This window comes from Ruegeria sp. BG7, assembly GCF_056535685.1.
Map to the genome: position 1 here is coordinate 2707976 of NZ_JBQFIU010000001.1, position 14578 is coordinate 2722553.

A 14578-nucleotide genomic window follows, 5' to 3' on the forward strand; every position below is an offset into this window, starting at 1 on the left:
TTAAAAGACCTTGGTGCATGAACCATCGATTTCGATGATCGGCCCCTTGACGTTTGTTTATGAATACGCCCAAACTCAGTCCCACTAAAGGGGAGACGCCTTTGGGGTAACCTTTCCGGCATCCACTTGCCGGGCAGAGCCGCCTCGTAAGAGGTGGAAAATCAGGAAGAGGTAAAAATGAAAAAATCCGTAATCTTGGGCGCGGCAACGATTGCCGGTCTTGCAGCTGGCGCAGCCGCGGCAGGGACCGTTGACGACGTTAAAGCGCGCGGCAAGCTGAACTGTGGTGTGACCACCGGTCTGGTTGGCTTTGCTGCACCCGACGCAAATGGTGAATGGCAAGGCTTTGACGTGTCGTTGTGCCGTGCTGTTGCTGCTGCTGTTCTGGGCGATGCAAACGCTGTTGAGTTTGTTCCCACCACCGGTAAGACACGCTTTACCGCGCTGGCTTCTGGCGAAATCGACATGCTGGCCCGTAACACAACCTGGACCTTCAGCCGCGACGTCGACCTGAAGTTCGAATTCACCGGCGTGAACTACTATGATGGTCAGGGCTTCATGGTTCCCAAGGCGCTGGGCGTCAGCTCGGCGAAGGAACTGGACGGCGCAACCGTCTGCATCCAGACCGGTACCACCACCGAGCTGAACCTGGCGGACTTCTTCCGCTCGAACAACATCAGCTATGAGCCGGTTCCGATTGAAACCAACGCCGAAGCGCAGCAGCAGTATCTGGCCGGCGCATGTGACGTTTACACCACCGACGCATCTGGCCTGGCCGCAACCCGCGCCACGTTTGAAGCACCGGACGAGCACGTTCTGCTGCCCGAAATCATCTCGAAAGAGCCTCTGGGCCCGCTGGTTCGTCACGGCGACCACGAGTGGGGTGACGTTGTGCGCTGGACTCTGAACGCGCTGATCACTGCAGAAGAACTGGGTGTGACCTCGGCCAACATCGATGAGCTGAGCGCCGGCACCGACAACCCGGAAATCAACCGCCTGCTGGGTACCGAAGGTACTCTGGGTGAGATGCTGGGTCTGGACGCTGACTGGGCGGCCAAAGCCATCAAAGCGGGTGGCAACTATGGTGAAGTATTCGCCAAAAACATCGGTGAAGAGACACCGATTGGTCTGGCACGCGGTCTGAACGCACAGTGGACCGAAGGCGGCCTGCTGTACTCGCCGCCGTTCCGCTAAAACCTACGGAGAAGGGCGCAGGGCAACCTGCGCCCTCTTCACATCAAAGAGCTGCGGGAACATGCAGAGCGGGGACAAACCCGCCAAGACAAATAAAACCGCACGCTACGGGGATTTCAAAATATGTCGACTATGACTGATCCACCGAAAGCTGACTTTCGGTTGTCCATGCTCATTAACGACACCCGCTATCGCTCCCTGACGTTTCAGGTGATCGCGGCGATCGTTATTGCGCTTTCCATCTGGTATCTCGGTAATAACCTGATCCAGAACCTCCGGGCCGCTGGGCTCAACATTTCCTACTCTTTCCTAGGCGACCCATCCGGGTATGACATCAACCAGCGTCTGGTTGAATACGACAGCCAGTCCAGCCATGGGCGTGCTGCGGTTGTTGGTATTCTCAACACGCTGTTGGTCGCCTTTCTGGCGTGTATTACGGCTACGGTGTTCGGCGTTATCGCGGGTGTTCTGAGGCTTTCGAACAACTGGCTGGTGTCCAAATTGATGGCCGTCTATGTCGAGATCTTCCGGAATATTCCGGTTCTGATCTGGATCATCATCATCTTCACCATCATGACTGCCGTGTTGCCGGGACCGCGCGCGTTCCGGGGTGACAATGCAACATCCAGCATGTTGTTCGATGCTTTCGCCTTTACCAACAGGGGTGTCTATATTCCGCGCCCTGTGTTCGCAAACGGGCTATTTGGCGCGACCATTCTGAACTGGTTGATGGTCATCGTTGTTCTGATCGGCTCGTGGTTCGCGTCGCGAGAGATCGAAAAACGGGCTACTTTAAAACAAGAAGCAACAGGTGAACGCCCGAAAACGTTCTTGGTCAAGCTGGCTGTTTGGCTGGTGCCTTTTGCTCTGTTGATGCTGATCATGGGCCTGACCTGGGATATTCCCGCTTTGAAAGGCTTCAACTTCAGTGGTGGCATCAAGGTTGGCGGTCCGCTGATTGCGCTGTGGTTTGCCCTGTCTATCTACACTGGCGCATTTATCGCAGAGAACGTGCGCGCGGGTATTCAGGCGATCAGCAAAGGCCAAACCGAGGCTGCGGCCGCGTTGGGCCTGCGTCCAGGGCGGATTATGAACCTTGTTGTTCTGCCTCAGGCGCTGCGGGTCATCATTCCGCCGCTGATTTCGCAATATCTGAACATCACCAAAAACTCGTCGTTGGCAATTGCCGTTGGCTATGCGGATATCACCGCGACCCTAGGCGGCATCACACTGAACCAGACCGGTCGCGCGATCGAGTGTGTTCTGCTGCTGATGTTGTTCTACCTCACAGCTTCGTTGCTGATTTCGATGGGGATGAACATCTACAACGCCTCCGTTAAGTTGAAGGAGCGCTGAGCCATGAGTGATCAAACAACAAACCCGATCGCCTTTGTGGCCGAAGGCACTATCCCGCCTTCACCGCCACCGGCAAATGAAGTCGGAGTGGTCAAATGGCTGCGCGAGAACCTCTTCTCGGGCGTGACAAACACCATCCTGACGGTGTTGTCGTTGGTGCTGATCTACATTCTGTTGAAAAACACGTTGCCGTGGATTTTGAACGGGGTGTGGAATGCCAACTCTTTGGCGGAATGTCGTGAAATCCTGGACGGCAAGACCGGTGCCTGTTTCGCGGTTCTGACGGAACGCTGGCCTCAGCTGATCTATGGCTTCAAATACCCTGCCGAAGCTTATTGGAGACCGAACCTGGCTTTTGTGCTGATGCTGGTCGCCCTTGCTCCGGTGTTGTTCTTTGACTTGCCACGCAAGATGCTGCTGTTCACTGCGGTCTATCCGTTTGTGGCCTTCTGGCTGATTTGGGGGGGCACGATCTTGGTTCCTCTGGTGGCACTGGTAGGTTTCATCGCTGCGGGTGCTGTGTTCCAGAAGCTGGGCAACAACAGCTTCGCTGCCGGGTTCTTTGGCGCCATCGTGACTGCGCTGGTCATTTGGAACGTCGGCGGAGCACTGATCCCCGAAGACGCATCCGAGAATGCATGGCTCATAGCGGTCCCCAGCCGTGATCTGGGTGGCTTCATGCTGAACATGATGCTGGGCGTGACCTGTGTGTCTCTGTCCGTGCCGCTGGGCATCGCGCTGGCCTTGGGTCGTCAGTCGAACATGCCGCTGATCAAATGGGTCTGCGTTATCTTCATCGAATTCATCCGTGGCGTGCCTTTGATCACGCTGCTGTTTGTGGCTTCGGTGATGCTGGCGTATTTCTTCCCGCCTGACAGCACAGTCGACCTGTTCCTGCGTGTTGTGATCATGATCACCATGTTCTCAGCCGCCTATATCGCCGAGGTGATCCGCGGCGGTCTGGCAGCGCTTCCGCGTGGACAATACGAAGCAGCAGACAGTCTGGGTCTGGATTACCCGCAGGCGATGCGGCTGATCATCCTACCGCAGGCTCTGAAGATCTCGATCCCCGGGATCGTGAACGTGGCCGTGGGCCTGTTCAAGGACACCACACTGGTATCGGTCATCTCGATGTTCGATCTGGTGGGCATGATCCGGGGTCCCATCCTGGCGTCGACCGAATGGAACGGCGTCTATTGGGAGCTTCTGGGCTTTGCCGCGCTTCTGTTCTTCGTCGTCTGTTACGGCATCTCTCAATATTCTCAGTGGCTCGAGCGTCGCCTTGCCACAGATCATCGTTAAGGAGTTCAACACATGTCTGAACTTGCAATTGACCGCGAAATCGACCGCTCCAAAATGCAGGTGAGCGACGAGGTCGCCATCGAAATCAACGGCATGAATAAGTGGTACGGCTCGTTCCACGTGCTGCGCGACATCAATCTGACCGTCAATCAGGGCGAGCGGATTGTTATCGCGGGCCCGTCGGGTTCGGGTAAATCCACGCTGATCCGCTGCCTGAACGCGCTGGAAGAACACCAGCAGGGCAAGATCGTCGTGGACGGGATCGAGCTGTCGAATGACCTGAAAAAACATCGACAAGATCCGGTCTGAGGTTGGCATGGTGTTTCAGCACTTCAACCTGTTCCCGCATCTGACCATTCTGGAAAACTGTACGCTGGCCCCGATCTGGGTGCGCAAGACGCCCAAGAAAGAGGCTGAAGAGCGCGCGATGCACTTCCTTGAGAAGGTGAAGATCCCCGATCAGGCGTTGAAGTACCCCGGTCAGTTGTCAGGTGGTCAGCAGCAGCGTGTGGCGATTGCCCGTTCGCTGTGCATGATGCCGCGGATCATGTTGTTCGACGAACCAACATCGGCGCTGGACCCCGAGATGATCAAAGAGGTGCTCGACACCATGATCGAACTGGCCGAAGAAGGCATGACCATGCTGTGTGTGACCCACGAGATGGGATTTGCCCGTCAGGTTGCCAACCGCGTGATCTTTATGGATGCCGGTCAGATTGTGGAACAGAACGAACCGGAAGAGTTCTTCAACAACCCACAGAGCGAACGGACCAAGCTGTTCCTCAGCCAGATTCTGGGTCACTAAGCGACCTGAAACCAAAAGGAAGGCGGGGTGTTGCCCCGCCTTTTACTATTCCGGCAATTCGCGCGGAATGACGAAGCCAAGAACCGTCCCGCTGTGCCTTTGAAGTTCGGTCCAACTGCCGACGTCAAATTCCATGACGGTTGTCGCGCAGGTTGGATAATCCGGAAACCGCGGATGTTTCGGGGCATCCTGAACCAACTGCTGCGCGAACTGGGCAATCCCCGGATTGTGTCCCAGCATCAAAACGGTTTGACCCTTTGCTTCGAACAACTGGCGAAACATCAGTTCGGGGCTCGCCAGATAAAGCGCATCCTGAAAGCGGACATGCTCAGCTGTCATGCCCATCCTGTCCCAGGTTTCACGAGTTCGGGCCGAGGTCGAACTCAGTACTTCGTCCGGCACCCATCCATGAACGCGCAGCCATTTGGCAATTGCGGGGGCTGACTTGCGCCCGCGCTTGTTCAGTGGACGCGCATGGTCGTCCAGCATCGGGTTGTCCCAACTGGATTTGGCGTGGCGTGTCAGGATCAATGTGCGGGTCATGACGGGTGGAACGACCTCATGTGATGGGCGGACTGTTCTGATGTGCGCGCCGCTCCTGCGCTAAGAGGGCAGGCAAGCCGGGCAAGACATCCGCCGGTCATGCAGGTCTGCCCTTGGGACGTATCCAAATGGCTGTGGCAGGCCGAAACGTCATAGAACTCTTGCGCGTTCAGGGCTCCGACGGGGCAGGTTCGCGTACAGGGCGCGTCGCAAGTGGTGCAAGGGGATTGCCCGGTTGTGTTCGGGATGTCGAATTCGTCGGTAAAATGCAGTGCACCGCGATACGAGATCATCATGCCAACGGTATCGTGCACCAATGCACCCACCGGGCTGCTGAAGGTCCGCCCCGATTTCAGGGCCCAGTCGATGAAAGGGGCATAAGGCGGCCCGCCAAAAGGGAAATAGACTTCGGCGCCAAGTTTCTGGGCCATTCCGCCAATCACTCTGGTCGACCAACGGTCAACCGGGTCAGGGGCACCCCACTCGGGGGATGCCTTCAAGGCTCGCCAAAAGTCCCCTCCGGCCCCCAAAAGGACCAGCGTGCCTGTATCAAGCTGTTTGGCGTCTGTCCTACGGGGATGCAGAGCCCCCATGACAATCAGCCCCTCACCATGAGCCGCTTCAACGATGTGGTCATAGGATACTGCATTTTGGTCAGAGGAAGGCTGCGCAAGATTGGACATGTTTTTCCCTTCCTCAAACGGGTCAGTCCGGCCGTATCAGCGATCCGGCCCCGTGTTCCGTGAACAGCTCAAGCAATACAGCATTCGGCGCGCGCCCGTCCAAGATCACCACGGCCCGGACGCCGCTGTGCAAGGCATCCAGAGCAGTTTCAGTTTTGGGGATCATGCCGCCTGCAATCGTGCCCTCGCGGGTCATTTCGCGAATTTGCCCGGCCTTCAGTTCGGTCACAACATCTCCGGCGGCATTCTTGACGCCTGAGACATCGGTCAGCAGCAGCAGACGGTCTGCTTTCAGGGCCGAAGCAATTGCGCCTGCCGCCGTATCGCCATTGACGTTGAATGTTTCACCATTGCGACCTGCGCCCAACGGAGCAATCACCGGGATTACGTCATGCGAGAACAGGTCTTGCAGGATTTTGGGGTTCATTTCGGCAGGGGTGCCAACAAACCCCAGCGATGCGTCGGTTTGGTCACAAACCATCAGATTTGCATCCTTGCCAGACAGGCCAACTGCCGAGCCGCCCTGATCGTTGATCGCCTGGACAATGCGCTTGTTTACCAACCCGGACAAAACCATCTCGACCACTTCAACGGTGGCCGTATCTGTTACACGCTTGCCGTTCACGAATTCGGACTGGATATCCAGCTTGTCCAGCATCGAGTTGATCATCGGACCGCCCCCATGCACAACAACGGGGTTAACCCCAACCTGACGCATCAGAACCACGTCGCGGGCAAAGCTTTCCATCGCCTCATCGCTGCCCATCGCGTGACCGCCCAGCTTGATGACGACAATGGCCCCGTCGTAGCGCTGTAGATAGGGCAGAGCGCTGTTGAGTGTGGCTGCGGTGGCGATCCAGTCCCGGTTCATATCTCTTGTCTTCATGGCTAAAGTCCCTTTGGAGACCTGTGTTAGGGCCTTTGTCCGGCCCTGCCAAGTGTGAAGCTATTCCAGATGCGCAATGATGGACCGCAGGGTTGCGATACCGTCGCCTTTCTCGGAAGACGTCAGCACAATTTCCGGGAATGCTGCGGGGTGTTTGGACAGGGCGGCGCGTGTTTGGTCCAGCACCTTTTCGCGTTCCTTGGCCTTGACCTTGTCCGACTTGGTCAGAACGCATTGAAAGGTCACGGCGCTGGTGTCCAGCAGCTTCATGATCTCGGCATCAACCGGTTTCACACCGTGGCGCGCATCGATCAGTACAAAGGCACGACGCAGGGTCTGGCGACCACTGAGATACTGTTTCAGCAACTTCTGCCACTTCTCCACCACTTTCAGCGGGGCGTTGGCGTAGCCATAGCCGGGTAGGTCCACCAGATAAAGCTCGGGGCCTTGGGTGAAAAAGTTGATCTCTTGCGTGCGACCGGGCGTGTTCGAGGCGCGCGCCAAACCCTTGGTGCCGGTCAACGCGTTGATCAGGCTGGACTTGCCGACATTTGACCGGCCTGCAAAACAGACCTCAAGCCGATCGGGGGCGGGCAGGCCGTTCATGGCGACCACGCCTTTGACAAATTCAGAAGGGCCCGCAAACAGCTTGCGCCCGCGTTCTTTGGAAAAATCATCCGGCTCTTCAGCCAGTGGAAACGGAAGCGATGTCATAGCACGCGCACCTCATCATTCAGGCGGACTTCACCACCCTGAATGACTTCGGCGTAAACACCGAAATCCTGATGGCCCCAATTGCTCAGCGCACCCAGAGTATCCGCGTCTCGCGTGCCTGTGTCAGGGTTGGCGGTGGTGGCCATGCAGCGGGTAATGCGTTCGCGGATACGGAACACGGCCTGCCCAATGCGGATGTCGCGACCCAGCCAGTCAAACTCTTCCCACAAGGGCAGACCGTCAAACCAGATGTTCCCGCGCCAGCGGATGGTGGACAGCGATTGTCCTAGCTTTTGCTCGACCGCGCGGTGGGATGCCATATTGCACAGGCTGATGGATGGGAAATCGCTATCCGTCATGCCACGTCCTGGAACCCGGACAATTCGGGCGGATGCTGCGCGGTCCGCTGGCATCAACGGCTTCACCCAATCCAGAAAAACCTCTTGTTCGGTATCCGGCGCAAATTGCAGATCAGGCCGGTTGGGGTGGCGGAGTGTCACTTGCTCTCCGTGCAACTCGGCCGAGATAGCCGCCAGTTCGGGGGCCTTTGCAACGCGGCTGAAATTCGAACACGGGGCCCAGTCCGAACCATCTGTCTTGGCCGCCTCATGAGCCACCGCCCAAACGCGATCCCCGGGCATGGTCTGCCCGGGGATGACTGTGACTTGGCTCAGCGCTTCTCGTCCATGGCTTTTGATCGGGTGACGCCAGAGGTTTGAGACTGTGCCGCTCATTTGTTGTCCGTCTTCGGCGTTTTCTTGAAGCCGGACTTTATGTTCCCGAACACGTCCGGGGTATAGCCCTGACTGCGCATGATCAGATATTGCTGCGTGAACGTGATCGTGTTGTTCGCAATCCAGTAGACAACCAGACCGCTGGCGAAACCGCCCAGCATGAACATGAAGACCCAAGGCATCCAGGCAAAGATCATCGCTTGTGTAGCGTCGGTTGGTGCCGGGTTCAGCTTTTGCTGCAGCCACATCGAGATACCCAGCAAGAGCGGCAGAATACCGATGAAGATCAGCGCCATGAAGCTTTCGGGCGCGGGTGCGGCCCAGGGCAGCCAGCCAAAGAAGTTGAAGATCGAGGTCGGATCCGGCGCGCTCAGATCCTGGAACGGGCCGAACCAGGGGGCCTGACGCAGTTCGATCGTGACAAAGATCACCTTATACAGCGAGAAGAAGATCGGGATCTGCAACAGGATCGGCAAACAGCCCGCTGCCGGGTTCACCTTTTCCTTCTTGTACAGTTCCATCATGCCTTGCTGCATCTTCTGACGGTCGTCGCCAGCGGCCTCTTTCAGGGCCTCCATCTGCGGCTGCAGTTCCTTCATCTTCGCCATTGAGACGTAGGACTTGAACGCCAGCGGGAACAGGATCGCCTTGATGATCAGCGTCAGGCCGATGATCGACCAACCCATGTTGCCAATCAGCACGTTGATGTTGTGCAGCAGCCAAAAGATTGGTTTGGTCAGGAAGAAGAACCAGCCCCAATCAATGCTGTCGATGAATTTCTGAACACCTTCAGACTGGTATTCCTGAATGGCTTCCCATTCTTTTGCACCGGCAAATAGGCGTGTTGAGACCTGCTCGGTCGCACCCGGCGCTACGGTCAGCGTCGGCAGAACCGTTTCTGTCTGATAGATTTTGCGGCGCGAGTCATATTTGGCCGCCGCTTTGAATGCGGATCCCGGGTCGGGGATCAGAGTGGTCATCCAGTAGTGATCGGTAAATCCGATCCAGCCGTTTTCCTTGACCTGATAAACCTCGGCCTGCGCGCGCTCGTTAGGATCGATGTCGAAATCACGTACGTCGCCATAGTCCACTTCTGTAAGGGTGCCGTCAGCCATGCCGATAACACCCTCATGCAGAATGAAGAAGTTTTTCAGACCAGGCAGATCACCGTCTTCGCCGATGCCGTGGCGCGCCAGGATGCCATAAGGGGCCATTCCAACCTCGGCCTCGGTGGCATTTTCGACCGACTGCGTAACGCTGAACATATAGTTCTCATCCACCGAAATGGTGCGGCGGAAGGTCAGACCGTTACCATTGTCCCAAACAAGCGTCACAGGGCTGTCAACGCCAAGGGTCTCGCCCTGCTCAACGGACCAGATGGTGTTGGGGCCGGGAACGTCCGAGCCACTTAGGCCAGCACCGGGGGCCCAGCCGTACAGGGCATAATAAGCTGACTCGGTCCCCACCGGCGACAGCAGTTCGACAATTGGAGAATCGTCTGCCAGAGAGACCTTGTAGTCCTTCAGCGACAGCTCATCGATGCGCCCACCAGCCAGTGAAAGGCTGCCGGTCAGGCGCGGCGTGTCGATGTTGATCCGTGGCGCCTGGGCCTCGGGCTCTGCTTCCGTAGCGGCCGCAGTTGCTTCTCCTACAGTGCCCGTATCAGCAGCGCTTGGAGCCTGAACCTCATTGCCTTCGGCGCTGGTAATTTCAGCCTGTTCCGGTGCTGGTGTCGGTTCCGGCGGAGGGAACAGCACAAACCAGACCAGGATCACGAGAAAGCTGAGCGCAGTTGCGAGGATGAGGTTCTTGTTCTGATCGTCCATCGGGGACAGCCACCTTGAGCAGTGAAAGACACCCGCAGGGTTCAACAGAGTGCGGGCCCAAAGGTCAAGCGGAATCGCCCGTCATTTCGTCACGTACTGGTCTTCTTTGCCTCAATTCAGTGTTCATTAACCTGTTTCCCGTCCAATTTTGGGCACACCATCCAATTTGTTGCGATATGAAGTGATCCAGCCCTTGGTTTTTTCGAAAGGCATGGGCTTGCCAATGCCAAAGCCCTGAACGTGATCGCAACCCAATTGCGCCATGAGTGCATGCTCGTCCGGGGTTTCGACGCCTTCGGCCAGCGTTTCCAGATTCAAGCGTTCAGCCATGGTCAGAATGGCGCTGGCAAGCTGCTGTTGGCTGGGGTCTTGATCGGCTTTAGTGACAAAGGACCGGTCGATCTTTATGCGCGACACGTGAAACCGCTTGATGGACGCGATCGATGCATGGCCGGTTCCAAAATCATCCAAATCAATGCAGCACCCCATTGCAGCCAATCCGGTGACGTTACGGGTGATGACATCGTCTGGTCGACGAGAGAAAACGGTTTCAAGCACTTCGACAGCCAGCCTGTCGGGCGTCAGGTCGAATTGATCCAGCTCCCATTTCAAGCGGTCGATCAGGTCCGGGTCTCGCAATTCATCGGAAGAGAAATTGACCTCGATACGCGGTACATGAAAACTGGACTGATCTCAGTTGCGCATAGCTGAAAAAGCATAATACCGCACGGTCTGCCCCAACCGACCCATCAGATCGGCGTGTTCGGCAAACGGCAGAAAGACCTTAGGCCCCAGAATCCCCTTTTGGGGATGCTCCCACCGGGCCAACGCTTCGAAACCGGTAACGCGCCCGTTATCGGTCGAAATTTGTGGCTGAAACCATGGGCGAATTTCGCCGCTGTCCAAGGCGGTTTCAAATTCTTTGCGCAGATTGGTGCGCACCAGAGCGCGCCGCCGGGTCGCGGAAGAAAAGGCGCGTATCGTGGATGGCCCGTCTTGCTGTGCCTCAAGCAAGGCATTGTTTGCAGCGTCACGCCAGTCAATGGCCAATCCTTCAGGGAAGCTACTGCTCAAGCAGATCCCGATGGAACATGACATATAAACGCCTGTACCATTTAGCATGATAGGTTCTTCAATGGCCGATTGCATTCGGCCTGACATCTGGATGCAGGTCTCAAGGTCCAGTTGTCGCTTAGGGCGCAGGACCACCTTCATCTTGTTTTCGCCAATTTGCGTTGCACAGTCGCTGGTGCGGATCATGGACATGACACGTGCATAAAATTGCTGCGCGACATGGTTCGCGGCGGCCTGCCCGTGAAGATCGAGCAACGCGGTGTAATCATCCAGAACCACGGCAAAACACGCGGAGTCTTCACCCGTGCGACGGGTTTCGGCAAACACCTCGTTCAGCGCGGATGCAAAGTGATCGTTTGACAAAAGTCCAGTCGCAGACCTGCGTCGAGGACTGGACCGGGTGTTCGAAAACGCCCCGATCCCGGCGACGGCCAGAGGCAGGCCCAATGCCATCGAAACCAAGGCGCGCTCGCCCCCAAGCCAGAATGCGCCCAGACTGAGTGCCGGAACAAACGCAAGCGCAGCTGGGCCGTTCAGAATGGGTTTCAATGATTGAATGAAACGGTCGAAGGTAGAGTGGTTCCGCATCGTGCTTTTTGGCCTTGGGCATGAATGACACGCCACCGAGCCTAAGAAACCAGTCTGAGTCAGTCGTTAACGCAGCTGCGGAATTCCATCCGAGATAGTATTTTTTTCGTCAGAATTTGTTGAAAGGTTAAGGAAATCAAACAGTTTTGCGTCTAAAAGATGCGAAGGACGCGCATTTGTTAACGCGCGGAACATGACCTGACGCCGACCGGGACTGTTCTTTTCCCATTGATCAAGAATCTGTTTCACCTGCTGGCGCTGCAGCCCGTCCTGACTGCCGCACAGGTCGCAGGGAATGATGGGGTATTGCATTGCGTTGGCGAATTTCTCGCAATCGGCTTCCGCGACATGGGCTAGCGGGCGGAAGACGAACAGATCGCCCTCTTCATTCACCAGCTTTGGCGGCATGGTGGCCAAGCGGCCGCCATGGAAGAGGTTCATGAAGAACGTCTCAAGAATGTCGTCGCGATGATGGCCCAGTACGACGGCAGAACACCCTTCTTCCCGCGCGATGCGATACAAGTTGCCGCGGCGCAGGCGTGAACACAGCGCGCAATAGGTTCGGCCTTGCGGGACCTTGTCCATCACAACGGAATAAGTGTCCTGATACTCGATCCGGTGTGGCACACCCATGCGATCCAAAAACTCTGGCAGGACTGTCGCGGGAAACCCGGGTTGGCCTTGATCCAGATTGCATGCCAGCAGATCGACGGGCAGCAAGCCGCGCCATTTGAGTTCATAAAGAACGGCCAGCAGCGTGTAACTGTCCTTGCCGCCTGAAAGGCAGATCAACCAGCGCGGGGGTTTGCCGTCTTTGTCATGTGCGGACGGATCCACCATCCCGTATTGCTCGATCGCTTCACGGGTTTGGCGCACGATGCGTTTGCGCAGCTTCTTGAACTCGGTGGTCGAAGGCGCGCCAGCAAACAGCGGGTGGATATCGTCTGCATCATCAAACATGCGCTGCCCCTACAGCAGATGGCGCAACCGGGCAAGATGGTCACTGAACGCCGGGTCTAGTCCTTGTCAGTCGAGGTATCGGAGTCGGGGACCGGATCATAACCGTCGCCACCCCACGGATGACAGCGCCCGATCCGACGCGCGGCCAGCCATGTCCCTTTGATCGCACCGTGTTTCTCCAGCGCTTCAAGGGCATAGGCTGAACATGTTGGCTGGTAACGGCAGTTAAACCCAACCCAGGGGCTGAAGATCAGCCGGTATGCCCGAACGGGCAGGGCGACGATATGGGACAGAAGGGTCATTTGCCCGAAGCGTGTACCTTGCGCAATGCATAGCGCAAGTCGCCTAACAGTGCGTCGTAGGGGCGGTTGGCCGTGACTTCGGCGCGGCCGATCAGAACGTAATCCCAGCCATCGCGGCCCGCCTCGGGCAAAATGGCCCGCGCGGCTTCGCGCAGGCGGCGCTTTGCACGGTTGCGCGCGACTGCGTTGCCCACTTTCTTCGAGCAGGTGAAACCAACGCGAATGCCGCAGGTTTCGTCGGGCGCACGCTTACGGGCCTGCACCATCATGGAAGATGTGCCTTGCCGCAGCGCTCGTGCTGCTTTCAGGAAGTCTGATCGATTTTTGAGAACAGTCAAAGAGACCGGCGCACAAACGGACGCCGCCGGGGGCATGTTCCCGGGGTGGTGTTTACCATCCACAGGGGCCTCCGGCGGCGTCATGTTCATAACCTGATCGGTGAGCGGTTTACGCGCTCAGCGATTTGCGGCCGCGTGCGCGGCGTGCGTTCAGGATCTTGCGGCCGGCCTTGGTGGCCATGCGCGCGCGGAAACCGTGGCGGCGTTTGCGAACCAGGTTCGAAGGCTGATAGGTGCGTTTCATCGCTCCGTCTCCAATCTATAGCGGTCGGGTGCGGCGCGGATTCGCCTGGCCCTAGTGTTCGAAGCCCGTCCTCTACTGCTAAGCGGGGGGTAAGTCAAACCCCAACAACCGGGTTTTCGCGCCTTTTGCAACAATTCTGTAACCGCAAAGGCGAAAAGATTTCAAAACACCCAAATATCGAAGGAATCTCTCACATTCGGGGCCACAAAGATCAAGGCCCCGTGATCCCCCTGTTGCTGGACCGCCCGGCAGCGCATCTTGAGCACAAGATGAAGCAGAAAGAACCGGAAAACCTTATGTCCGAAACAAGCCAGGCGCCACGCAGCGGGTTTGCGCGCCATATTCCATTGCTGGTTATCCTTGGTGTTGCCGTCGCGGGGTTTTTCACGCTTGGCGACTATCTGAGCTTTGAAACCCTGCGGGACAATCGCGAGGCTTTGCTGGCTTGGCGGGACGGTCACTATTGGGTCATGGTGGCTGCTTTTGTTGCCATTTACATCGTCATTGTGGCGTTTTCGTTGCCGGGGGCGGCGGTGGCGTCGATGACGGGTGGGTTCCTGTTTGGTCTGTTTGCGGGCACGGTTTTCAACGTTGTAGCAGCAACTATCGGAGCCTCGGCGATTTTCCTGGCTGCACGCTGGGGGTTGGGTGAGTCGCTAACCGCCCGGTTGGAATCTTCGGAAGGGACGGTCAAGAAACTGAAAGACGGTCTGCGCGAGAACGAGATCTCGGTCCTGTTCCTGTTGCGGCTGGTTCCGGTTGTTCCGTTCTTTGTGGCCAATCTGGTGCCTGCTTTGGTTGGCGTAAAGTTCCGCAACTTCCTGATCACCACGGCGCTGGGTATTATTCCGGGCGGGATAGTCTACACGTGGATTGGTGTGGGGCTTGGCGGTGTGTTCGACCGCGGTGAAACCCCGGATGTGTCGTTATTGTGGGAGCCGTTCGTAATCGGGCCAATTATCGGCTTGTGCGTTCTGGCCGCTTTGCCCATCGTTATCAAAGCCTTGCGTGCAAATAAGGACAGCTGAG

At 57.1% G+C, this 14578-nt stretch carries 14 protein-coding genes and 2 pseudogenes; 5 read left to right on the forward strand and 11 right to left on the reverse strand.

From position 1 onward, the window contains the following. The first annotated feature begins 177 nt into the window (after window positions 1–177). The 4 genes and pseudogenes from ACR3EH_RS13485 to ACR3EH_RS13500 all read left to right on the forward strand — a co-directional run bounded on the left by ACR3EH_RS13485 (window position 178) and on the right by ACR3EH_RS13500 (window position 4657). Complete coding sequence (locus ACR3EH_RS13485) at window positions 178–1194, forward strand: amino acid ABC transporter substrate-binding protein (protein WP_171186639.1); 1017 nt, start codon at window positions 178–180, stop codon at window positions 1192–1194. Between the two features lie 123 nt (window positions 1195–1317). Further along, window positions 1318–2550: an amino acid ABC transporter permease gene (locus ACR3EH_RS13490; RefSeq protein ID WP_171186637.1), complete on the forward strand. Its 1233-nt coding sequence runs from the start codon at window positions 1318–1320 to the stop codon at window positions 2548–2550. Window positions 2551–2553: 3 nt separating this feature from the next. Further along, window positions 2554–3852, forward strand: coding sequence for an amino acid ABC transporter permease (locus tag ACR3EH_RS13495; protein ID WP_171091965.1), 1299 nt, complete (start codon window positions 2554–2556; stop codon window positions 3850–3852). A 12-nt stretch (window positions 3853–3864) separates the two neighbouring features. Further along, a pseudogene (locus ACR3EH_RS13500) lies at window positions 3865–4657 on the forward strand (amino acid ABC transporter ATP-binding protein). A gap of 45 nt (window positions 4658–4702) precedes the next feature. Here the strand turns inward: ACR3EH_RS13500 and ACR3EH_RS13505 are convergent. The 11 genes and pseudogenes from ACR3EH_RS13505 to rpmH form a co-directional block, all read right to left on the reverse strand. Next, window positions 4703–5200: a SixA phosphatase family protein gene (locus ACR3EH_RS13505; protein WP_171675613.1), complete on the reverse strand. Its 498-nt coding sequence runs from the start codon at window positions 5198–5200 to the stop codon at window positions 4703–4705. Then, on the reverse strand, window positions 5197–5883 hold the full coding sequence (locus ACR3EH_RS13510; RefSeq protein WP_171675615.1) for a ferredoxin: 687 nt from the start codon (window positions 5881–5883) through the stop codon (window positions 5197–5199). Before ACR3EH_RS13510 ends, ACR3EH_RS13505 begins: the two co-directional genes overlap by 4 nt. 22 nt (window positions 5884–5905) lie before the next feature. After that, a complete protein-coding gene (gene argB, locus ACR3EH_RS13515; protein ID WP_171675617.1) occupies window positions 5906–6769 on the reverse strand; it encodes an acetylglutamate kinase in 864 nt (287 codons plus the stop codon). 60 nt (window positions 6770–6829) lie between these two features. Then, a complete protein-coding gene (yihA, locus tag ACR3EH_RS13520) occupies window positions 6830–7483 on the reverse strand; it encodes a ribosome biogenesis GTP-binding protein YihA/YsxC (RefSeq protein ID WP_171186628.1) in 654 nt (217 codons plus the stop codon). Then, window positions 7480–8217 (reverse strand): MOSC domain-containing protein, encoded by a 738-nt coding sequence (locus ACR3EH_RS13525; RefSeq protein ID WP_171675619.1) that lies wholly within the window; start codon window positions 8215–8217, stop codon window positions 7480–7482. The genes yihA and ACR3EH_RS13525 overlap by 4 nt, the downstream gene beginning before the upstream one ends. Then, complete coding sequence (gene yidC / locus ACR3EH_RS13530) at window positions 8214–10043, reverse strand: membrane protein insertase YidC (RefSeq protein ID WP_171186624.1); 1830 nt, start codon at window positions 10041–10043, stop codon at window positions 8214–8216. The genes ACR3EH_RS13525 and yidC overlap by 4 nt, the downstream gene beginning before the upstream one ends. Window positions 10044–10169: 126 nt before the next feature. Next, window positions 10170–11705: pseudogene (locus ACR3EH_RS13535) on the reverse strand (putative bifunctional diguanylate cyclase/phosphodiesterase). Window positions 11706–11771: 66 nt separating this feature from the next. After that, complete coding sequence (gene ttcA / locus ACR3EH_RS13540; RefSeq protein WP_171186622.1) at window positions 11772–12665, reverse strand: tRNA 2-thiocytidine(32) synthetase TtcA; 894 nt, start codon at window positions 12663–12665, stop codon at window positions 11772–11774. A gap of 56 nt (window positions 12666–12721) precedes the next feature. Continuing rightward, complete coding sequence (yidD, locus tag ACR3EH_RS13545) at window positions 12722–12967, reverse strand: membrane protein insertion efficiency factor YidD (protein WP_171091944.1); 246 nt, start codon at window positions 12965–12967, stop codon at window positions 12722–12724. Next, on the reverse strand, window positions 12964–13389 hold the full coding sequence (rnpA, locus tag ACR3EH_RS13550; protein WP_171186620.1) for a ribonuclease P protein component: 426 nt from the start codon (window positions 13387–13389) through the stop codon (window positions 12964–12966). Before rnpA ends, yidD begins: the two co-directional genes overlap by 4 nt. Before the next feature lie 25 nt (window positions 13390–13414). Next, window positions 13415–13549, reverse strand: coding sequence for a 50S ribosomal protein L34 (gene rpmH, locus ACR3EH_RS13555; protein WP_005980833.1), 135 nt, complete (start codon window positions 13547–13549; stop codon window positions 13415–13417). A gap of 296 nt (window positions 13550–13845) precedes the next feature. Between rpmH and ACR3EH_RS13560 the strand changes: the two genes are divergently transcribed. Continuing rightward, complete coding sequence (locus ACR3EH_RS13560) at window positions 13846–14577, forward strand: TVP38/TMEM64 family protein (RefSeq protein WP_171092033.1); 732 nt, start codon at window positions 13846–13848, stop codon at window positions 14575–14577. Window position 14578: the final 1 nt, after the last annotated feature.